Raw genomic sequence first — 19,988 nt, 5'->3', positions numbered from 1 at the left:
TGGATGGGGACCGGACAAGCGGATAGTGCGCTGCATCGCATGACAGAACTTTCCGCCGGCCGCCGCGCCATGACGCGCGGCGGCCGGCATCCGCATCAGCGCTCGCCGCGCTTCTTGCTCAGCTCGATCGTCTCGAACAGCTCGTACTGCGCGCTCGGATGCTGATCCGCGCCCGGTGCGTGGTAGTAGCGCATCGTGATCGTCGTGTGGCCGCCCGGCTTGCCCGGATCGTGATCGAACACCGCGATCCCGTAGCCCGTGCCCGTATCGCGGCGCGCGGACCAGATCGCATCCTCCAGCGCATCGGCCGGCTTGCGCACGAACGTGTTCGCCGCCGTGCCCGGCACCGGCCGATTCGGCTTCGTGAAGACCTTGGCCTGCACATAGCCGGTCGCCGGGTTCGCGCCGTACACGTCGAGCGGCGCGCTGGTGCCGCCGCCGCCGAGGATCAGGTGGATCGTGCCGTGGCTCGTGTCGAACGTCGTGCGGTCGGGGTCGGTCGACCCGACCGGACGCGGCTGCAGCGTCTCGACGACTTCGCCGGTCGACGCATCGACGCCCGCGCGGTGATTGCAGCCGCGCACCGGGTAGCTGCGCTCGTAGTCGTGATCGTGACCGCACAGCACGAGGTCGACGCCGTAACGGTCGAACAGCGGCAGCCACGCCTCGCGGATGCCCTTGTCCGAGCCGTTGCCCGTTTTCGATGAACTCAGCGCGTCCTGGTGCATCTGCACGACGATCCAGTCGATGTCGTCGTCGTGCGACGCGTGCCGCAGCGTATGTTCGAGCCAGCGCGTCTGCTCGCCGTTGCTGTAGCCGCGCACGTAGAACGACGTGCCCGGTTCGATCGGCGCGTGGCCGGTGCTCGCGGCCGGCACCAGCGGATCGGGGCCGCCGACGAAGGCGGCCGCGTCCTGGTACACGACATCGTCGGCGTCGAGCGAGATGAACAGCACCGAGCTCACGCGGAAGCTGTACCAGCGGCCCGGAAAGCGCGTGCCGTTCTCGGGCAGCGTATAGCGCGCGAGATACGAGTCGAGCCCCTGCGGGCCGTTGTGGAATTCGATCTCGTGATTGCCGGGGCACGGCATCCACGGGCGATTCGCGGCCGACGTCTGGTTGTTGTTGCCGAAGTCGCGCCACACTTCCGGCTGATGCGCGGGGTTCAGGTTCGCATAGCAGAGGTCGCCGTTCAGCAGGTGGAATAGCGGCTGGAACTGCTCGACCGCCTGCACCGCGAAGCGGCTTTGCGGCGACGACAGTACCCACGCGCCGTTCGGCGTCGCGAGGTCGCCGTAGCTCGTGAAGCGAAACGGTGCGCGCCCGCGCGGCGCGGTCGTGAAGGTGGCGGCAAACGGCTGCGCGGCGTTGCTGTCGTTGTCGGCCGTGAGTTCGTAGCGGTAGCGCGTGTTCGGCTTCAAGCCATGCACGCGGGCGTGATACGTGAACACGGTTTCGCCGTTCAGGCCGTCGGTGTAGAGGCGCTGAACCCCATGCACGCTGCGTGCCGGCTCGCCGTCGGCGACGATGCGCGCGCGCGGATTGACGGCCGGCGCGAGCGACGCCCACGTGATCACGACTTCGGACGCCGGGTCGTTGCCCCACGTCAGGTGCACCTGCTCGGGTGTGCCGTGCGGGTTCGACGCGGCGGCACGCGCGGCCGCGAGCCCGCCCGCGGCGGTGGCGAGGCCGGAGACGCCGGCCAGTTTCAGGAAGCCGCGACGCGATACGGAAGCGGCCGGCTCGTTCGACTCGTTCGACTCGGCGGGGAAGTTGTCCTGGTTCGACATGATCGTATTTTCGATGGATGACACGCGAAGTGCGGAACCGCCCGGTCGTGCGCGAGCGCGTCGGGGGCGTGGGCCGGAAACGAGCGGGATCCCGGTGACACGCATTGTCGAAGCGCAGTTTTGCCGGGTTGTGACAGGCGCTAATCACTGCACGGACCGATGCGTCGAGGTGGGCGTGGCATTCGTTTCGTTCGTTGCCGGCGCGGCGGAAATTTATTTGCCGGTGTCGCGACGGATTTTGCCGAATGCGTCGTTTAACGCATGAACGGCCGCTTCCGGGTATGAACGGTCGATACATGACGCTTCGGAGTCTTGCATGAAACTTTCCATTTCATTACGGTTTGCCGCAGCATGCGCAGCCGCGCTGGCGACGTCCGCCGTATTCGCCCAGGCCGTCATCGTCGCGCCGGTCGCACCGCCGCCGCCGCGCGTCGAAGTGATGCCGGCGCCGCGCGCGGGCTACGTGTGGGATCAGGGCCACTGGCACTGGCGGCATGGCCGCTACGTATGGATTCCCGGGCACTGGCAAGGGGTGCGCGCCGGTTATCACTGGGTGCCCGGGCATTGGGTCGCGCGTGGCCCGAACTGGCGCTGGGTGCCGGGTCACTGGGCGTGATGCGCAGCGTGTCGCGCGGCGCGCAGCGCCCGTGTGGCGGGACTTCCACGTAATCTCATCCGTCGAGCCATGCCTTTTCGAACCCTCGTGATCCTGGCAGCCGCGGCCATCGTGCTGGCCGGCTGTGTCGTGGTGCCGGCGCGTCCGGTGTATTACCGGCCCGCGCCGGTCGTCGTATATTGATCGCGCCGGCCGCGGGCGATCGACAGGATCGATATGCCGTTCGAACCGGATGTCGACGAAACCGGCCGGGTCAATCTCGGACGCGCTGCCGACGTGTCGGCATGGCGCCGTCCGGTGCCGGCACGACGCATGCAAGGAGAGCACGACGATGAGCTTCAGCCGGACGGCGGGGATACCCGCCTGCAGCATGCGGCGTTCGCACGGCACGTTGCGGAGCGGCCTGCGTTGAGCGACGCCGATCCGGACGCGGAACTCGTCGCGCGGGTCGGTGCGCGCGACGCGTCGGCCGTGCGCGTGCTCGTCGCACGCAAGCTGCCGCGATTGCTCGCGCTCGCGACGCGCATGCTCGGCGACCGGACCGAAGCCGAAGACGTTGCGCAGGAAACCTTCCTGCGGATCTGGAATCATGCGCCGCGGTGGCGTGACGGCGAAGCGCGCTTCGACACGTGGCTGCATCGCGTCGTGCTGAACCTGTGCTACGACCGCTTGCGCGGACGACGCGAGGAGCCGGTCGACATGCTGCCCGACGTGCCCGACACGCAACCCGAGCCGGCCGCGCAAGCGGAGTTGCGCTCACGCGACGCGCGCGTGCGTCAGGCGCTCGCCGCGTTGCCGCCCCGGCAGCGGGAGGCGCTCGTGCTCCAGTACTATCAGGACATGTCGAATGTTGAAGCGGCCAACCTGATGGGCATCACCGTCGATGCGCTGGAAAGCCTGCTCGCGCGCGCGAGGCGCAACCTGCGCGCGCAACTGGCCGGCGACCCACCTAGCGAGGACAAGCGATGACACCCGAACGATTCCGTACCATCGTCGCCGCGTACGGCTCGGATGCGCGGCGCTGGCCGCAAGACGAACGCGCGGCGGCCGAAGCGTGGGCGCAAGCGCATCCGAGCGATGCGCTCGCGGCGCTCGACGATGCCGCCGAGCTCGATGCATGGCTCATGCAGGATACGGTCGCGCCGCTCGCGCCGGCGCTCGTCGAACGCATCGTCGCGTCGGCGCCCGCGCCGCAACGTGCGCGGCGGCGAGGAAAAGTGTGGTGGTCGGGCGCGGCGTTCGCGGGCGTCGGGTTGGCCGGCGCGCTGGCGGGCGCGGTGGCCGTGTCGGTGCTGATGCTCGGTAGCGCGCCGATCGCGCAACACGAACCGGGCTACCTGACGACGACCTTCGGCGGCCCGAGCATCGACGGAGGCGACGAATGAGCGAACGTGGCTGGAAATTCATTCTCGTCGGGTCCGTCGTGCTGAACGTGTTCATGCTCGGCGCGATTGGCGGCGGCGTGTATCAGTGGTTCTCGACGCATCGCGAGCTGCATGCAGGCGGGATGCCTGGACAACGGACGGCATTGCGGTTCGCCGCGGACGAATTGTCCGATGCGCGTCGGCAGGAGTTTCAAGCGGCGCTGAAGGCGGCGCGCAAGGACGGTCGCGATTTCGCGCGGGAAGGGCGCGATGGGCGGATTACGGTGCTGGATTTGCTGGCCGCGCCGCAGCTCGATCGTCCGGCGATCGATGCGGCGCTCGATCGTACTCGCGCGGCGGACAGCGCGTTGCGCGGGCAGGTCGAGCGCAGCGTGGTCGATTTCGCGGCGACGTTGACGCCGGATGAGCGTGCGAAGTTCGTCGACGGATTGCGGCGGAGTGGGAACTGGCGGTTGCCGGCGAGGTTGCAGAAGAAGTAGGGGGCGGTGGGGGGGTAGTGAGCGGCGTTGCGTGACGACGCTCCACGAGATACCCGTCTGCGGGATTATGATGACCCGATCGGTAGCAGCGGTCCGAGGACATGCGAATTTCGGGGCGACCGATTTCGCCGGCCCGTCTTGGTTCAGGCCGGGTTTGCAGCCTGGTCCGTCGGCCGGCCGGTGCCTCACCGATATATCCACCGCAACGCGATGCGGCAAGCTCGAGGGCCGCGACAGGGGCGAACCATGAATCGAGTTGAAGACTTTATCGTGCGCACCATGTCGGCCGACGAGGTGGCCATGTCGGTTGAATGGGCGGCTGCAGAAGGGTGGAACCCCGGCTTGCACGACCCACATTGTTTCAGGGAAGCGGACCCGGCCGGTTTTTTCGTCGGCGTCTGTCGTGGCGAGCCGGTCGCTTGCCTCGCCGCTGTCGCCTATGACGAGCGCTTCGGCTTCATCGGTCTCTACATCGTGAAGCCCGCGTTTCGCGGTCAAGGCTTCGGTTTGCGCATCTGGCAGCACGGTGTGCGTTACCTTGGAGACCGTAACATCGGTCTCGACGGTGTCGTTGCCCGGCAGGCGAGCTACGCGAAGTCCGGGTTCCGGCTCGCGTATCGCAACATCCGCTATCAGGGGCGCGTCGACGGCATCGGGTGCGCGCATGTGGCGGCAGCGGCCGATGTACCGTTCGAGCAGCTGCTTGCCTACGATCGCCGGTGTTTCCCCGCAGCGCGCGAGCGTTTCGTCTCGGTCTGGATTGCTCAACCGGATGCCGTTGCGCTCGCAACGATCGATGGCGGCCGTGTCGCCGGCTATGGTGTCATACGCCGCTGCAAGGTGGGCTGCAAGATCGGCCCGCTCTTTGCCGATGATGCCGGCATCGCCACGGAGCTGTTTCATGCGCTGGCGGCGCAGATGCCCGGCGAGGTGATCACGCTCGACGTGCCGGAAACGAATCCTGCGGCCGTTGCGCTGGCGGAACGGCACGGCATGTCGAGCGTATTCGAGACCGCGCGGATGTATACGAAAGAAGTGCCCGCGATTGCGATCGATCGCGTGTTCGGCGTGACGTCGTTCGAGTTGGGGTGATAGCCGCGAGTGCGCAGGGCAGGGCAATCGTTTCGCCATCCACGACAAAAATTCAGCGCGCGACGACCCGACTGCCCGCCGGCGTTTGAAAGCCGATCGCAAGACGCACGCGCTGACACCCCAAAAAATATTTCTCACATCCCCCGACGGATTTCCCCCCGCCGCCCGTTAAACACGGGTACGCATCGCGAGAACCCCCGTCATGGACCATCCGAACGACATCTCACCGGCCGCCATCGCGCTGAACCGCTTTGGTCTCGGCGCGCGGGCCGACGAAGCGCCGCCTGCGGATCCGAAGGCGGCGCTCATCGCTCAATTCGACCGTTACGACGCGCGGCCGGCCGCATGGGCCGCTGAACCGGACGCGGTCACGCTCGCGACGCGCTTCGCGAACACCCGCAACGCGATGACGAGCGACGACGCGGCAGCCAAGCGCGCGACCGCACAGTCGATCCGTCGCGACGGCTACGATGCGTATCGCAGTGCGGTCGCCGCACGGTTGAACAGCGCGCTCACCACGTCCGCGCCGTTCGTCGAGCGACTCGTGCATTTCTGGGCGAACCATTTCGCGGTGTCGGTCGACAAGGGGCAGGTCGCCGCGTACGCGGGCGCATTCGAGCGCGACGCGATCCGCCCGCACGTGCTCGGCCGCTTCGAGGACATGCTCGTCGCCGTCGAGCAGCATCCCGCGATGCAGCTGTTCCTCGACCAGGCACGCTCGGTCGGCCCCGACAGTCCGGCCGCGATGCGCGCCGAAGCCCGTGATCCGGCGGCGCGCCGTGGTCTCAACGAGAACCTCGCGCGCGAGATCATGGAGCTGCATACGCTCGGCGTACGGACCGGCTATACGCAAGCGGACGTGACGGAATTCGCGCGTGCGCTGACCGGCTGGAGCATCGCCGGCGGACGCGGGCCGCAGCCCGGCGATGCGGCGCCCGGCGCGTTCGTGTTTCGCCCGAAGCTGCACGAACCGGGCGCGCGCACGGTAATGGGCCGCACCTACGACCAGCCTGGCGAAGCGCAGGCGCGCGCGATCCTCGGTGACCTCGCACGTTCGCCGGCAACGGGCCGGCATATCGCGTTCCAGCTCGCGCGCCATTTCGTCGCCGACAACCCGCCGCCCGCGCTCACCGACCGGCTCGCCCGCGCATTCGAGACGAGCGGTGGCGATTTGCCGACCGTCTACCGCGCGCTCGTCGATGCGCCGGACGCATGGTCGCCGGTCAATCGCAAGTTCAAGACGCCGTGGGAGTGGGCCGTGTCGTCGCTGCGCGGGCTCGGCTGGCGCGACGCCAGCGACCTGAAGGCCGCGCCGCTGCTCGCGCAACTCGGCCAGCCCGTGTGGCGGCCCGGGTCGCCGGCCGGCTATGACGATCTGGCCGCGAGCTGGGCCGCGCCCGACGCGCTGGTGCGACGCGTGGAAATCGCGCAGCGGCTCGCCGCACGCACGGGCGACCGGCTCGATCCACGCACGCTCGGCAACACGCTGCTGGCGGGCTCGCTCAGCGAGCCGACGGCGACTGCGCTGTCGCGCGCCGAAAGCGCGACCACGTCGCTCGCGCTGCTGCTCGTGTCACCCGATTTCCAACGGAGATGAACATGGCTCGATCCATTACCCGTCGGCATTTCCTGAGCATTGCCGCGGCCGGAGCCGGGGCGATGCTCGTCGCGCCGCGTATCGTGTTCGCGAACGTCGAAACCGACCGGCGCTTCGTGTTCGTGATCCAGCGCGGCGCGGCCGACGGGCTGAACATCGTCGTCCCGTATGCGGAACCCGCGTATGCGTCGCTGCGCGGCCCGCTGGCGATCGATCCATCCACGGCGATACGCATCGACGGCACGTTCGCGCTGCATCCGTCGCTCGTGCAGACCGCACAGATGGTTCGCGACAAACAGGCGCTGTTCGTCCACGCGATCGCATCGCCGTATCGCGACCGCTCGCATTTCGATGGCCAGAACGTGCTCGAGACGGGCGGACGCGCGCCATACCAGGTGAAGGACGGCTGGCTGAACCGCCTCGCCGCGATGTTGCCGGCGACGCGCGAGCGCGCGATCGCATTCGCGCCGACGGTGCCGCTCGCATTGCGCGGCGGCGTGCAGGCGGCGTCGTATGCGGCGTCCGGTTTGCCGGCCGCGCCGGACGACCTGCTCGCGCGCGTGTCGGCGCTTTACGAGGCCGACGCGCAGCTCGGGCCGCTGTGGCAGTCGGCGATGGCCGCGCGCGGCCTCGCCGGGGATGCGCATGCGCGTCAGGACCCGGCAGGCGTCGGCAAGCTCGCGGCGACGTTTCTCGCGCGCGACGATGGCCCGCGGATCGCGATGATCGAGACGGGCGGCTGGGACACGCACAGTGCACAGAACGCGCGGCTCGCGAACCAGTTGAAGGCGCTCGACACGATGCTCGCCGCGTTGCGCGACGGACTCGGGCCCGTGTGGCAGCAGACCACGGTGCTCGTCGCGACCGAGTTCGGGCGCACGGCCGCCGCGAACGGCACGGGCGGCACCGATCATGGACAGGCGTCGGTCGCGATGCTGGCGGGCGGGGCGGTCGCGGGCGGCCGCGTGATCGCCGACTGGCCCGGCTTGCGGCCGGGTGATCTGTACGAAGGGCGCGACCTGAGACCGACCGCGTCGCTCGACGCGCTGATCGCGGGCGCGGCCGCCGAAAGCCTGCGGCTCGATCCCGGCCGTACCGCGTCCACGCTGTTCGCGGAAAGCGGCACGACGCGGCCGATGACGGGCCTCATTCGTACAACGGCGTGACGCGCGCCGTGCGTGCGTTCGCATCCGCCAACCGATTACTTGACGTCCTCACCCGCCTAAAGGCAGGTGATTCCCACACCTGGCGATGCACGTCCGCATCGGAGAATGTTCAGCGCAGCGTTGGTATCACGATCATGCTCGACACCACAATCACTGCAGGCCCATTCTCTTATTCGCAGTCCCGCGATACCTTTCGGCCGCGTCGTGCTGTCTTTCGATCCGCACGACGAACAGGACTGGGTAGAACCGCTTTCGTCGACTTCCTCGAACGTGGCCCCGTGCGCCATCGCTTTGTAACGGAGCTTGTTTCGGAAGGACGACCAGGACGCGTCGTAGACGCTCTTCGCCATCCTGGTTCTGGCAAGTTTGGCGGCCGACACGTTGCCGACCGCGATGTAATCGAACCGTCGCACCAGATCGAGGGCGAGCTTGTGCTGAAAATCGGCGCGGGCATTCGCCACCTTGGCGTGCAGCTTCGCGATATGTCGCTTGTGCTTTCGCGCCCGTTGCGCTTTCGCAAGCTTCTCGGCCGCGCATCGACCGAACCGATCGTTAGGCAGCTTCTCGCCCGTCGAAAGTGTGGCGAAGTCTTTCAGGCCGAGATCGATGCCAACACCGGAACGGATTGGGCGAGCCTGCACATCGGGCATCTCGATCACGATGTTCAGAAACCAGTTGCCGCATGCATCCTGCGCAAAGCTGGTCCCGTCCTTGATCTTGCCTTCGGGAAGCAGCCGGCTGTTGAACACGCGAAACGTGTTGCCGGCGAAACGGAACGCATCGCCCTCGCGCTTCAGGTCACGCCCCTTCAGCGGCACCCAGCCCAGCGATTTCCTGCCGCGATAGCGCAGGTAGGGACGTCGGTTCTTGCTGCGCGACTTCGCGTACTGCTCACACGTTGCATTGACAGTGCCGGAGTGGATGCCGAGTTCTTTGCTACTGCCGGTGGTCAACACGTTCAGTTCAAAACCCGTCGGCCACTTCTTGTTCCACTTAAGCGCGTGCTTCTGCGTGTCATTGCAGAAGTTCCAGACGTAGGTCACCGCACGGCTCTGCTTGTTGAGCAGTCCGTTGAGCGACTTCACCCGGTAGCGGTAGACAAGGATCATGCCGGTGATCCTAACCCGTGGAAGAAGCTGCCTGTCAACAGCACTCCTTTCCTTCCCGCCATCCGCCCCGAAGGAAGTCCCCTTGGGGGAAATGGCGGGGTTTCTCGGAGCAAATTCTGATGAAGATCCGATCCGTATCGCTTGCCGTACTGGTGAGCGCGAGCGCCGCGCTGATGTCCGCGTGCGTGGTCGAACCGGCGCGGCCGCCGCAGCCCGCGCCGGTCGTCGAGGTGGCGCCGCCGCCGCCCGCGCCCGGCTATCGCTGGGTGAAAGGCCATTACCGCTGGGCCGGCAACCACTGGGCGTGGGTGCCGGGCCACTGGGTGGCCGTGTATTGAAGCGGGCGAACGGCGGGCCGGCACACCGGCTGTAAGCCGTTTGTGAACTTTCCCGGCGCGGCGCTCGTCTAATCGGCCCGCCAACGCTTCCTGAGGACCTCCAGATGATTCGCAAGACCAGAACGCTGCTCGGCGCGGCCGTGCTTGCCTGCAGCACGCTGCTCGCCGGATGCCAGACCAACGCGACCGCGACGGACCCACGGGCGGCGCGCCCGGCGGACGGCCGTCCCGTGACCAAGACGGTTTATGTCGCGCCGCAGGCAGCGCGCTGTACGGGCGTCGCACCGATGGATTGCCTGCAGGTGCGCAGCAGCCCGGCCGAGCCGTGGAGCTTGTGGTACGCGGGAATCGAAGGCTTCGCCTATCAGCCCGGCTATCAATACGTGCTGGAAGTCGATGAGTACCGCGTCGCGCAGCCGCCGGCCGACGCTTCGTCGATCCGCTGGGTGCTCAAGCGTGTCGTCGAGCGCCGCCAGGTGAACTGACGTAGCAGGGAGCTCGGTCCCGCTTGGGCCCACGTATCGATGTACGCCCACAGCGACGGTGACGTACGAGGCACGACATCCGAGCATGCGATGAGGGGAAGGAACGGGGCCAGCTTGGATATTGGGGCGGCATGGACTCGCGCCGTTCTTGGATCGATAGCAGTCTCAGGCATCACCTTTTGCTACGGAGGCCGTGTCATGGTTACGGCAACGTTCATCAAGCTGGATGATGAATTGAAACGGCGGGTTCAGCACTTGGCTGAAGCCCGTCGGCGTACCGCCCATTGGATCATGCGTGAGGCCATTGAGCAGTATGTCGAACGCGAGGAAAAGCGCGAGGCGTTGAATCAGGACACGCTCAAGGCATGGGATGAATTTCAGGCGACTGGCCTGCACGCGACCGCTGAGGAAGTGGACAAGTGGCTCGCGAGTTGGGGAACTGAAAAGGAATTGCCCTCGCCGGAACGCCACAAGTAATCTTCGCACGGGCGGTTATCCGAGACTGTAGCGGCTGCGCGATTTCCTGTTGTCGAAGAATCCCGACGCCGCGAGGCGGGCTGGCGAAGCGATTAGACGATGCGTTCAGGCTCTCGGTACTCACCCTCGAATGGGACGTCTGATAGAAGATTTCCCCGAGCAGTATCGGGAGTGGACCATCGATTTCGGGGATAGCGGTTACCTGGCCCGGTACCGGTTCGATGGCGATGCCGTCACGATCTTGGCTGTCCGACACCAGAAGGAAGCGGGGTATTGACCATGACGGACCGGACGACGAGGCCAAAGCGCCGTTCGTTATCCACGCGCCTGCATAAATCGCTCCCCGAACAATAAACCGGACTGCCAGGACCGGTAGGGCTCGGTCCACTACGGGCGCTTGCCATCTTCACCACACGGGCGAATATTACGCAGACGCCCGCGGCACAACCGGCCTCGGCGGCCCCGCGGTATCGATCCGCCGGAACACGACCGACGACAGCAGCGTGACCGAGCCCATGCAGACGAACGACAGCATGAAGCCGTTCGCCATCGAGCCCCAATGCGCGGCGAACAGGTTCACGAGCCCGCCGCCGATCGACACGCCGAGCCCCATCGCCAGCATCTGCATCATCGTGAACAGGCTGTTGCCGCTGCCGGCGTCGGCGTGCGACAGCCCCTTGAGCGTCACGGCGTTCATCGCGGCGAACTGCATCGAGTTCGCGGCGCCGAACACGATCAGCAACGCCATCTCCAGCGCCGGCGCGGGCCGCGCCGATACCAGCGCGAACCCCGCGATCGCGCAGCCGACGATCCCCGTGTTCACGACCAGAAACGTCGCATAGCCGAACCGTTTCGCGAGCGGCGCGATCCAGCGCTTCGCGATCACGCCGGCGATCGCGGCCGGCAGCATCATCATCCCCGACTGCAGCGGCGTATAGCTGAGCTGCACCTGCATCAGCAGCGGCAGCATGAACGGCACCGCGCTTGTGCCGATCCGGCACAGCAGGTTGCCGAGCAGCCCCGAGCCGAAGTTCGGCTCGCGGAACAACCCGAGCCGGAACAGCGGCTGCGCGCGGCGCCGCGCGTGGGGCAGGTACGCAAGGGCACTCGCCACGCCGAGCACGGCGAGCCCGATCGCCCAGCCGGTGCGATGCGCGGGCATCGGCGGATCGATCGCGAGCGACAGCGCGAGCATCGCGGCCGACAGCAACGCACAGCCGACGAAGTCGAATGGCGGCGGCTGCGTCGCCTGGTCGTGCGGCAGAAAGCGCTGCACCGCGATGAAGCCGACCACGCCGACCGGCACGTTGACGATGAATACCCAGTGCCAGGAAATCGCCTGCGTGAGCCAGCCGCCGAGCGTCGGCCCGACGATCGGGCCGAGCTGCCCGGCGATCGAGACGAACGCGATCGCCGCGACGTACTGTTCGCCCGGCACGCGGCGCAACACCGCAAGCCGCCCGATCGGCAGCAGCATCGAGCCGCCGATGCCCTGCACGGCACGCGCGACGACGAGCTGGCCGAGCGTGTGCGACGCGGCACAGCCGATTGATGCAAGCGAAAACACCAGGATCGCGAGCGAAAACACGCGGCGCGTGCCGAACCGGTCGGCGAACCAGCCGGACGCCGGCGTGAGCATCGCCATCGTCAGCGTGTAGACGACCACGACCGGCTGCATCGCGAGCGGCGACGCATGCAGGCTTTGCGCGATCGACGGCAGCGCGGTGTTGACGATCGTCGTGTCGAGGGACTGCATGAAGAACGCGGCGGCGACGATCCACAGCAGCGCGGTATGTGAAGGTTCGCGGGACATGACGAAGTGGGAAGTGCGGCGACCGGCGAGGCGACGTGCACGCCGGCCTACAAGCACTGGATGGTATCGATTCCGGTGGTTATCGGGAAGCTGCCTGATGGCATTGACTGTCATCGTAATTGGCGATGACAATGCGGAATGCTCAATCCCGTCTGGCTCAAGACGTTCGCGACCGTCACGAACTGCCGCAGCTTCACCGAAGCGGGCCGGCAGCTCGGGCTTAACCAGTCGAGCGTCAGCGAACACATCCGTCGTCTCGAGGAGAGCGTCGGCCGGCGGCTGTTCGTGCGCGATACCCATTCGATCGCGATGACGGCCGACGGCGAGGCGCTGCTCGTGCATGCGAACGTGATCCTGCAGGCGCTGAACCGCGCGGAATCGCAGTTTCGCAAGCCGCGGCTGCAGGGCCGCGTGCGGCTCGGCGCGTCGGACGATCTCGCGCTGGTCGCGCTGCCGGACGTGCTCGCGGCGTTTCGCGCCGCGCACCCCGACGTCGCGCTGGAAATCACGACCGGCATGACGAGCCGGCTCTACGAACTGATGGATGCGGGCGCGCTGGACCTGATGATCGGCAAGCGGCGGCTCGGCGAGCGGCGCGGCACGCCGCTGTTGCGCGCGCGGCTCGAGTGGGTCGCGCGGCCGGGCACCGTGGTCGACCTGGAGCGGCCGCTGCCGCTCGTGCTGGTGGCCGAGCCGAGCGTCACGCGCGCGGTCGTGCTGAACGCGCTCGCGGAAAAGGGAATCGGCTGGGAAGTCGTGTGTTCGAGCAGCAGCCAGCCGGGCTGCATCGCGGCCGCGCGGGCCGGGCTCGGGCTCACCGCGACGTCGCAGTATCTGTCGGCGCGCGGCCTGGCGACGCCGGTAAACGGCGACGGGCTGCCCGCGCTGCCCGACGTCGAATTCATCGCGCTCGCCGCGAAGCGGATCAGCCAGCCGGCCGGCACGCTGCTCGAGCTGCTGGAAACCAGCGACCTGCGCGCACCCGGCGCGGCCGATCAGGGCGTGTAGCGCACTGCGTTACCTGACAGCTGCAGACAACCGCCAGTTCGCGCCGCATCCGGCCGGGCGCTTGCCGGCCGGGCCACGCCCCACGCATCGCCGCCTCACGCCGCGCGTTTCTGCGAAATCACCAGCAGCGCGCCGTTCTTGTCCTCCAGCACCGCGCGGAATTCGTGCGGCCCGGCCTGCACCGGCACGCGCACCGACGCGCCGGCCTTCACGACCCGCGCCATCGCCGCGTACAGGTCGTCGCCTTCATCCACGCGCAGCGTGAGCGCCGCGCGCTCGACGATCTGCTCGTCGCCGGCCACCAGCGCGATCGTCAGCGGGCCGCCGTCGAGCGCGCAGTAGCGGTCGCCGTCGCGGAATTTCACGTTCAGGCCCAGTCCATCGACGAACAACGGCAAGGCCGTGTCGATGTCGTCGACCGGGTACAGCAGCATCGATACCTTCATTCCCTCTCTCCGTTGTCGTGAGGCGCGCACCGCACCGTCGTTCGATGCTAGCGCGCGGTGCCGGGCGCGACGCAGTCCGATCGGATGACGGTGAAGCCCCTCTGTCCCCGCGGGCGGGCCGTTACTCCAAACAGACGATGCCCGTGCGGGCCGGCGCGCCGACACTCCCATCCGTGGACCGTCGCTATTCGTCCGTACCGTGCGGGCGGCTGCACGAGCCCGACTCGTCCAACATACATGGAGACGCACACAATGAAGTTTTCCCTCATCTACGAAGCCCAGACCACCGACGCATCGCGCGAGGGCGACCACCGGGTGTTCAAGGAGACGGTCGAACAGGCGCTGCTGGCCGAGCAGGTCGGCTTCGACACGATCTGGTGCGTGGAGCACACGTCGCTGACCAACTATGCGCACATGAGCGCGCCGGAAACCTTCCTTGCGTACCTGGCCGGGCGCACGACGCGCATCGGGCTCGGTCACGGCGTCGTGTGCCTGCCGCCGGCGATGAACCATCCGATCAAGGTCGCCGAGCGCGTCGCGCTGCTCGACATCCTGTCGGGCGGCCGCGTGCGTTTCGGCGTCGGCAAGGGTGGCAGCCAGCAGGAAGCAGGCGCGTTCGGCTACGACCTCAACGAGCTGCAGCCGATGATCGACGAGTCGATGTACCTGGTGCCGAAGATGTTCGTGCAGGACGAGATCGAGCACGACGGCCAATACATCAGGATTCCGAAGCATCCGATCCACCCGAAGCCGTTCCAGGATCCGCATCCGCCGATGTACCTCGCGTGCACGAACACCGACGCGCTGCTGCGCGCCGGGCCGTCCGAAAGGCGTGATGACCGCGCACGGACAGAACCTGCGCGCCGCGCAGGCATGGGCGACGATCGCCGGCGTGCGCCAGGACGACCGCTACCTGATCGTCAATCCGTTTTTCCATACGTTCGGCTACAAGGCCGGCTGGCTCGCCGCGCTGTCGAGCGGCGCGACCGTGCTGCCGCATCTCGTGTTCCAGCCGGACGACGTGTTGCGGCGCGTCGCCGACGAGCGCGTGTCGGTGCTGCCCGGGCCGCCGACGCTGTACTACGCGCTGCTCGATGCGCCCGAGCGCGCGGCGCGCGATCTGTGGTCGCTGCGGATCGCGGTGACCGGCGCGGCCGCGATCGCGCCGAGCCTGATCGAGCGGATACGCGCGGAGCTCGGCTTCGAGACCGTGCTGACCGGCTACGGGCTCACGGAATCGTGCGGCTTCGCGACGCTGTGCCGGCACGGCGACGACGCCGAGACGGTCGCCTATACGTCGGGCCGGCCGATGCCGGACATCGAGCTGCGGATCGTGGGGCCGGACGGCGCAGCACTCGGGCCGGACGAGACCGGCGAGATCTGGGTGCGCGGCTACAACGTGATGCGCGGCTACTTCAACCAGCCGGAGGCGACGCGCGACACCGTCGATGCGGCCGGGTGGCTGCACACGGGCGACCTCGGCTGCGTGGACGCGAACGGCAACCTGAAGATCACCGACCGGATCAAGGACATGTTCATCGTCGGCGGCTTCAACTGCTATCCGGCCGAGATCGAGCGGCTGCTGGCCGCGCATCCGGCGATCGCGCAGGTCGCGCTGGTCGGCGTGCCCGATACTCGGCTCGGCGAGGTCGGACATGCGTACGTCGTGTTGCGCCCCGGCGCGCATGCCGACGCCGACGCATTGAACGACTGGGCGCGCAGCAACATGGCGAACTACAAGGTGCCGCGGCATTACACGTTCGTCGAGCAATTGCCGACGAGCGCGGCCGGCAAGGTGCTGAAGTATCGGCTGCGCGCGGGTGCTGAAGCGGCGGGCTGAAGGCCGTCGCTTCGGTGCACGATCGAAGAGAGGGATACACGCTTACGTCGCCGAATCGATCCCGAATCTGCGCATCGAGCGAGCACGGGATCGTCTGCCCGTATCGCATGCGTCGACGCGCATGAACAGCCGTCGCAGCCGCGATCGGTTGTGTACGCATCATCCTCGGTATTCACCCTGAGCCTCGATGCACGATTCCGCATCCCGACCTCGCGCGCCGCGCGCGAGGTCACGTCAGTGAAACATTTTTCTTCCCCCGACTACTCGCACGCGCTTTCCGGCCGTCGCGATTCGCGTGCGTCCACAGCCGCGCGTGCTTGCCCGACGCGCGTCGCGGCGCGCGATGCGTGGCTCACCCGTATCGCGAACGACGATGAATCGCGAAAACAGATGCGTTCCTGAAACATTTCCGTCGATTCCCCCACGCGTCACGCCGGGCAGGTGACGGCGACGCTTGTCCCGCGCGGGTTCGCGCCGCATGGCACACGCCTTGCGGTGAGCCCCGTGCCGCTCGTGACAACGCGACTGATATTTACGATAAATCGCGGGAGCGGCACGCAACGACATCGAAACATCGGGGATCGGCTCGAGCCGCGGGATGGCGGCCCGACGTGTCGGACGCGAGCAGCGTCGTATCGGCGACACGAACGGGCACCGCACGCTCGATCCGTCAAACAGCAAGCTTGCTTGCAAGGTGTCGTGCCGGGGGACCCGCTGCGCGTGGCGGCATGCGCTGCTCGCGGCGGGTCGAGGCGCCCGGCACAGTCGGGGGAACGCCCGTGAAAATGACAATGAACCAATGGGCAGCGCTGGCGGTGGTGTTCGCGGCCGGCGCGCACGCGCAGGAAATCTACCTGCAGGGCGGCACGCAGGGCGTCGGCATCGGTGCGGCCGTCAGCTTCAATTCGATGCTCGGCGCGCACGCGGATTTCAATGCGATCAATCTGACGCATGACTTCACGGTGGCCGGCAATCGCTACAAGGACGACGTCAAGCTGCGCCAAGGCGGCCTGTATGCGGATATCTTTCCGTGGCGCGGCAGCGGCTTTCGTACGACGCTCGGATTGCGCTTCAACGATGATGAGATCCGTGGCGTGTCGGTGCCCACCAACGGTACCTATGTATTCGGCGGCAAGCGCTACCCGGCGCTGCCGGGGATGTATGCGGTCGCCGAGGCGCGCTATCCGACCGTGATGCCTTATGTCGGGATCGGCTACGGGCATCGGCCGGCATCGAAAGGGCTCGGCTTCGTCGCCGACATCGGCGTCGCATACGGGATCCCGCGCAGCTCGTACACGCTGTCGCCGGCACTGGCCGCCGCGGCCGGACCGCAGAAGAGCCAGATTCTGGTCTCCAGCGGCCTTGACGAACTGAATCGGAAGATGTCGCGGTATCGCTGGTATCCGGTCCTGCAGATCGGGATCTCGTATCGATTCTGAGCCGCGCACGCGTCACAGCGCGGCCGTACTCTGCTCGCGTGCGGGTTCAACCGTCCTGCGGGCCGGGCGCGCATCGTTGCGCTTTGCGAGGAACGGGTGCTCGATGTAGCGGTAAGTCAGCAGCGCACAGAAGACGGCGACCAGTGCGCACGCAAACGACAGCGCCCAGACGCCGGAGTCGTCAACGGAATTGATCGGGAAAACGAACTTGTTGAACGCGCGGACGATCGCGTACACGATCGCCATGTGGAGCATGTAGATGCTGAAGCTGGCGGTGCCGAGCAGCGCGAGCGGTCGGGTTTCGAGCACGCCGTAGAACGTGTTCCCGCACGCGACGCACAGGAACACGGGGAGCAGCGGCAACGCGCCCTCGATCGAGTAGCGTTCGGCCGGATACGGGGCGACGGCGAGAATCAGCAGCGCGACGGTGGCCGCCGATTTCGTGCCGAGCAGCGAGCGGATCGCGGGATGTCGCGATGCCTCGAACGCCAGCGCGCCGAACGCGAACAGCAGGGCCATCCCGCCGGGCGGCCCGAACAGCGCGGCGCAGAACGTGACGATCGCGAGCGCAAGCAGCTTGCGCCACGCGCGCGTCGCAACGAACCACGCGAGAAACGGAATCGCGACGTAGAACCGCCATTCGTACGCGAGCGTCCACCAGACGCCGCTCAGATAGCCGGTGTGTTCCGCGCCGTTGACCGGGAAAGCACCGAACCAGCCGAGCGAAACGGCTTTGAGCAGATCGGCCAGCAACCGGATCGGCGCGTCGACGACATTGCCGGGAAACCAGTACAGCGTGCAGGCGACGATGACGATCGCGTAAAAGAGATAAAGCGGGGCGACGCGCCGCACGCGCCCGACGAAGAAGCTCCGCACGTCGAACGTGCCCCTGCACGCGCGTTCCCAGAACAGGAACCCGGTGACCATGAAGAACAGCGCGACGGGAATCGTGCCGAGATTGCGCAGGAAGTCGGAGGGGGCGCCCCAGACGCCGGTCGACAGCAAGCCCTGGTTGCACGCGAAGTGATGGAAGACGACGGAGGTCGCCAGGATGCCGCGGAATCCGTCCAGGTTGGGATGGCGCATCGACAGCGATTTGTCGACGGCCGACCGGTAGAACGGTACGTGCCTCGCGACGAGCCACGCGATGATCGCGACGGCCGCAAGGCAGGCCGGGAAGTAGAGCTTGTCGGGAGTCGGGGAAAACAGGGTATCCAGAGAAGGGGTAATCAGGTCCACTGAAGGGCGTCTCGTGTCTTGGATCGCTTGGATCGGGATTTCAGGCACGGATGGTCCGCGTCGATGCAAGGTCTTCTGCGCGCGTGGTGCGGCGTTCGATCGCCGGTCTTGTGCGTCGATGGTATCAAACGGTCACGACGGCGTGCCGCATGGAGATGCAACATGATGTTTCGATGCGGCGGGTGTCATCGGGTACTTCACTGGAACAACAAGGCGCGGGGTGGGCGATGGAGACGATACGCGGGTCGGACGATCGCATGGTCGATGCGCGGCGTGTCGCAACGTATGCCGCGGCGGCGCTCGTGTTGCAATTGCTGTTCCTCGTCGTCTGGGCGATCCGCTATTACGGGTTGCACGACCGGTCCGCGCCAATGGTCGGGTCGGACTTCGCGATATTCTGGGCGACGGCGCGGGTCGCGCTGGAGCACGGCCCGACGGCGATCTTCTCGCCGCAATGGATCCAGCCGATCGAGGCCGCGCTCCGGCCGTTCGATAATTTCGCGCCCTGGCCGTATCCGCCGACCTTCCTGCTCGTCGTCATCCCGTTCGGCCTGCTGCCGTTCGTGCCCGCTCTCGTGCTGTTCGGCGTACTGGCGATCGTATGCTACGCGGCCGTCGTCGCGCGGCTGACGCGCCCGCTCGACGGTCAGTGGCGGATGGTGGTGGCCGCATTTCCGGGCTTCATCGGCGCCGCGCTCTCGATGCAGAACGCGTTCCTGACCGTCACGGCGGCCGCAGCGGCGTTGCTGCTGTTGCGATCGCGTCCGGTCATCGCCGGCGCCTTCATCGCGATCCTGGTCGTGAAGCCGCAATACGGCGTGCTGTTCCCGCTGGCGCTGATCTGCGGGCGGCACTGGAAAGCGCTGGTGTCGGCGGGCTTGTTCAGTGCCGCGATCGTCGCGACCTCGGTGGCCGTGTTCGGATTGCAGGCGTGGAGCGCGTTTCTTGCGTTCCTGCCCGTCTTCAACCGCGGTGTGGTCGAGCACGGCGAGACGCTGTGGCGCGGCATGCCGTCGATGGTCGGGGGCGCGCGGGCCGCGGGCCTGTCGGTCCAGCTCGCGTACGGCGTGCAGATGTGCGTCGCGGTGGCTGCCGCCGCGGCCGTCGTGTACGTCTGGACGCGGCGCGCGGCCCGCTTCGAACTGCGCGCGGCGGCACTGGCCGCGGCGACGCTGCTGGCGCAGCCGTACTACATGTATTACGACCTGCTGTGGCTGGTGTTGCCGCTGACCTTCCTGTTGCTCGACTGCCGGAACGTTCGGCCGAACCGGCTCGAATCGGTCGTGCTGGCACTCGCGTGGATCGCGCCCGCCCAGGCGTTCGCCTCGGTCATCGCCGGCACGATGTGGCCGGTTGCGGCCGCGGTCCTGATGGCGGTGCTGGTGATGGTCGTACGGCGCGCGTCGGATTCGACGCAATTGCGCGCCTGACGACGCGCATCTGCGTCGGCCGCCCGCCGGTGCATGGCCATTCGGCCGTCTTTTTCATCGCCTCGATTCGGCTTACCGTGCACGACAGCAGCTCGACGCGTCGGGCCAGCGGCGGAACGAGAGACCTTCTGTCGCCTGCTGCCGCCGGCCCGCGCCGACTTCCGTCTTCCATCTGGTCGTCCCGATGATAGCAATGCTTGCAATTCACCGTCGCGGCGCTATCATTGATAGCAATCTGG

At 67.2% G+C, this 19,988-nt stretch carries 18 protein-coding genes and 2 pseudogenes; 16 read left to right on the top strand and 4 right to left on the bottom strand.

From position 1 onward, the window contains the following. Positions 1–95: 95 nt before the first annotated feature. Positions 96–1,790: a purple acid phosphatase family protein gene (locus ACP26O_RS16685; protein ID WP_175663743.1), complete on the bottom strand. Its 1,695-nt coding sequence runs from the start codon at positions 1,788–1,790 to the stop codon at positions 96–98. A 316-nt stretch (positions 1,791–2,106) separates the two neighbouring features. Between ACP26O_RS16685 and ACP26O_RS16680 the strand changes: the two genes are divergently transcribed. From ACP26O_RS16680 to ACP26O_RS16650, 7 genes are all read left to right on the top strand, one after another. Continuing rightward, a complete protein-coding gene (locus ACP26O_RS16680; RefSeq protein ID WP_105831124.1) occupies positions 2,107–2,406 on the top strand; it encodes a YXWGXW repeat-containing protein in 300 nt (99 codons plus the stop codon). Positions 2,407–2,622: 216 nt separating this feature from the next. Beyond that, on the top strand, positions 2,623–3,375 hold the full coding sequence (locus ACP26O_RS16675) for an RNA polymerase sigma factor (protein ID WP_175663744.1): 753 nt from the start codon (positions 2,623–2,625) through the stop codon (positions 3,373–3,375). Beyond that, positions 3,372–3,791, top strand: coding sequence for a hypothetical protein (locus tag ACP26O_RS16670; protein WP_175663745.1), 420 nt, complete (start codon positions 3,372–3,374; stop codon positions 3,789–3,791). Before ACP26O_RS16675 ends, ACP26O_RS16670 begins: the two co-directional genes overlap by 4 nt. Then, entirely contained in the window at positions 3,788–4,270 is a 483-nt protein-coding gene (locus ACP26O_RS16665) for a periplasmic heavy metal sensor (protein WP_175663746.1), read from the top strand. Before ACP26O_RS16670 ends, ACP26O_RS16665 begins: the two co-directional genes overlap by 4 nt. A 246-nt stretch (positions 4,271–4,516) precedes the next feature. Beyond that, positions 4,517–5,362 carry a GNAT family N-acetyltransferase gene (locus tag ACP26O_RS16660; protein ID WP_175663747.1) on the top strand — a complete coding sequence of 282 codons (846 nt, stop codon included), beginning with the start codon at positions 4,517–4,519 and terminating at the stop codon, positions 5,360–5,362. Between the two features lie 202 nt (positions 5,363–5,564). Continuing rightward, positions 5,565–6,959 carry a DUF1800 domain-containing protein gene (locus ACP26O_RS16655; protein WP_175663748.1) on the top strand — a complete coding sequence of 465 codons (1,395 nt, stop codon included), beginning with the start codon at positions 5,565–5,567 and terminating at the stop codon, positions 6,957–6,959. Between the two features lie 2 nt (positions 6,960–6,961). Next, positions 6,962–8,125 carry a DUF1501 domain-containing protein gene (locus ACP26O_RS16650; protein WP_175663749.1) on the top strand — a complete coding sequence of 388 codons (1,164 nt, stop codon included), beginning with the start codon at positions 6,962–6,964 and terminating at the stop codon, positions 8,123–8,125. Positions 8,126–8,181: 56 nt separating this feature from the next. On the opposite strand, the gene ACP26O_RS16645 is transcribed toward ACP26O_RS16650, so the two are convergent. After that, positions 8,182–9,234, bottom strand: a complete 1,053-nt coding sequence (locus ACP26O_RS16645; protein ID WP_175663750.1) for an RNA-guided endonuclease InsQ/TnpB family protein — start codon at positions 9,232–9,234, stop codon at positions 8,182–8,184. 119 nt (positions 9,235–9,353) lie between these two features. Between ACP26O_RS16645 and ACP26O_RS16640 the strand changes: the two genes are divergently transcribed. From ACP26O_RS16640 to ACP26O_RS16625, 4 genes are all read left to right on the top strand, one after another. Further along, positions 9,354–9,572, top strand: a complete 219-nt coding sequence (locus ACP26O_RS16640) for a YXWGXW repeat-containing protein (RefSeq protein WP_011658913.1) — start codon at positions 9,354–9,356, stop codon at positions 9,570–9,572. Positions 9,573–9,676: 104 nt separating this feature from the next. Continuing rightward, on the top strand, positions 9,677–10,057 hold the full coding sequence (locus ACP26O_RS16635; protein WP_175663751.1) for a DUF4377 domain-containing protein: 381 nt from the start codon (positions 9,677–9,679) through the stop codon (positions 10,055–10,057). Positions 10,058–10,255: 198 nt separating this feature from the next. Further along, positions 10,256–10,534: a CopG family ribbon-helix-helix protein gene (locus tag ACP26O_RS16630; RefSeq protein ID WP_126225462.1), complete on the top strand. Its 279-nt coding sequence runs from the start codon at positions 10,256–10,258 to the stop codon at positions 10,532–10,534. A gap of 49 nt (positions 10,535–10,583) precedes the next feature. Next, positions 10,584–10,811, top strand: coding sequence for a type II toxin-antitoxin system RelE/ParE family toxin (locus ACP26O_RS16625; RefSeq protein ID WP_244098954.1), 228 nt, complete (start codon positions 10,584–10,586; stop codon positions 10,809–10,811). A 147-nt stretch (positions 10,812–10,958) separates the two neighbouring features. On the opposite strand, the gene ACP26O_RS16620 is transcribed toward ACP26O_RS16625, so the two are convergent. Beyond that, on the bottom strand, positions 10,959–12,347 hold the full coding sequence (locus ACP26O_RS16620) for a DHA2 family efflux MFS transporter permease subunit (protein ID WP_175663752.1): 1,389 nt from the start codon (positions 12,345–12,347) through the stop codon (positions 10,959–10,961). A 138-nt stretch (positions 12,348–12,485) separates the two neighbouring features. Between ACP26O_RS16620 and ACP26O_RS16615 the strand changes: the two genes are divergently transcribed. The 4 genes and pseudogenes from ACP26O_RS16615 to ACP26O_RS16600 all read left to right on the top strand — a co-directional run bounded on the left by ACP26O_RS16615 (position 12,486) and on the right by ACP26O_RS16600 (position 17,080). Then, a complete protein-coding gene (locus tag ACP26O_RS16615; protein WP_175663753.1) occupies positions 12,486–13,355 on the top strand; it encodes a LysR family transcriptional regulator in 870 nt (289 codons plus the stop codon). Positions 13,356–14,053: 698 nt separating this feature from the next. Beyond that, positions 14,054–14,620, top strand: a pseudogene (locus ACP26O_RS16610) (LLM class flavin-dependent oxidoreductase); the annotation flags it as partial. Beyond that, positions 14,619–15,641: pseudogene (locus ACP26O_RS16605) on the top strand (AMP-binding protein); the annotation flags it as partial. The pseudogenes ACP26O_RS16610 and ACP26O_RS16605, both read left to right, overlap by 2 nt. 785 nt (positions 15,642–16,426) lie before the next feature. Next, on the top strand, positions 16,427–17,080 hold the full coding sequence (locus ACP26O_RS16600; RefSeq protein WP_320206266.1) for a hypothetical protein: 654 nt from the start codon (positions 16,427–16,429) through the stop codon (positions 17,078–17,080). A 12-nt stretch (positions 17,081–17,092) separates the two neighbouring features. Here the strand turns inward: ACP26O_RS16600 and ACP26O_RS16595 are convergent, their stop codons facing one another. Beyond that, the gene (locus ACP26O_RS16595) at positions 17,093–18,319 is read right to left on the bottom strand and encodes an acyltransferase family protein (RefSeq protein WP_175663754.1); all 1,227 of its coding nucleotides are present in this window, start codon (positions 18,317–18,319) and stop codon (positions 17,093–17,095) included. A 227-nt stretch (positions 18,320–18,546) separates the two neighbouring features. On the opposite strand from ACP26O_RS16595, the gene ACP26O_RS16590 reads away from it, so the two are divergent. Next, positions 18,547–19,749 carry a glycosyltransferase family 87 protein gene (locus ACP26O_RS16590; protein WP_244098955.1) on the top strand — a complete coding sequence of 401 codons (1,203 nt, stop codon included), beginning with the start codon at positions 18,547–18,549 and terminating at the stop codon, positions 19,747–19,749. Positions 19,750–19,988: the final 239 nt, after the last annotated feature.

The sequence above is a fragment of the Burkholderia sp. R-40 genome (genome assembly GCF_049942845.1).
In the GTDB taxonomy this organism is placed as follows: domain Bacteria; phylum Pseudomonadota; class Gammaproteobacteria; order Burkholderiales; family Burkholderiaceae; genus Burkholderia; species Burkholderia ambifaria.
The sequence above is the reverse complement of the archived record's forward strand: the minus strand, read 5'-3'. Positions and strand labels throughout refer to the sequence as shown.

Bases quoted from the DNA above. Each gene is read 5' to 3' on its own strand.
- ACP26O_RS16685 (WP_175663743.1), bottom strand. From the start codon at position 1,790: ATGTCGAACCAGGACAACTTCCCCGCCGAGTCGAACGAGTCGAACGAG.
- ACP26O_RS16680 (WP_105831124.1), top strand. From the start codon at position 2,107: ATGAAACTTTCCATTTCATTACGGTTTGCCGCAGCATGCGCAGCCGCG.
- ACP26O_RS16675 (WP_175663744.1), top strand. From the start codon at position 2,623: ATGCCGTTCGAACCGGATGTCGACGAAACCGGCCGGGTCAATCTCGGA.
- ACP26O_RS16670 (WP_175663745.1), top strand. From the start codon at position 3,372: ATGACACCCGAACGATTCCGTACCATCGTCGCCGCGTACGGCTCGGAT.
- ACP26O_RS16665 (WP_175663746.1), top strand. From the start codon at position 3,788: ATGAGCGAACGTGGCTGGAAATTCATTCTCGTCGGGTCCGTCGTGCTG.
- ACP26O_RS16660 (WP_175663747.1), top strand. From the start codon at position 4,517: ATGAATCGAGTTGAAGACTTTATCGTGCGCACCATGTCGGCCGACGAG.
- ACP26O_RS16655 (WP_175663748.1), top strand. From the start codon at position 5,565: ATGGACCATCCGAACGACATCTCACCGGCCGCCATCGCGCTGAACCGC.
- ACP26O_RS16650 (WP_175663749.1), top strand. From the start codon at position 6,962: ATGGCTCGATCCATTACCCGTCGGCATTTCCTGAGCATTGCCGCGGCC.
- ACP26O_RS16645 (WP_175663750.1), bottom strand. From the start codon at position 9,234: ATGATCCTTGTCTACCGCTACCGGGTGAAGTCGCTCAACGGACTGCTC.
- ACP26O_RS16640 (WP_011658913.1), top strand. From the start codon at position 9,354: ATGAAGATCCGATCCGTATCGCTTGCCGTACTGGTGAGCGCGAGCGCC.
- ACP26O_RS16635 (WP_175663751.1), top strand. From the start codon at position 9,677: ATGATTCGCAAGACCAGAACGCTGCTCGGCGCGGCCGTGCTTGCCTGC.
- ACP26O_RS16630 (WP_126225462.1), top strand. From the start codon at position 10,256: ATGGTTACGGCAACGTTCATCAAGCTGGATGATGAATTGAAACGGCGG.
- ACP26O_RS16620 (WP_175663752.1), bottom strand. From the start codon at position 12,347: ATGTCCCGCGAACCTTCACATACCGCGCTGCTGTGGATCGTCGCCGCC.
- ACP26O_RS16615 (WP_175663753.1), top strand. From the start codon at position 12,486: ATGCTCAATCCCGTCTGGCTCAAGACGTTCGCGACCGTCACGAACTGC.
- ACP26O_RS16600 (WP_320206266.1), top strand. From the start codon at position 16,427: ATGACAATGAACCAATGGGCAGCGCTGGCGGTGGTGTTCGCGGCCGGC.
- ACP26O_RS16590 (WP_244098955.1), top strand. From the start codon at position 18,547: ATGGAGACGATACGCGGGTCGGACGATCGCATGGTCGATGCGCGGCGT.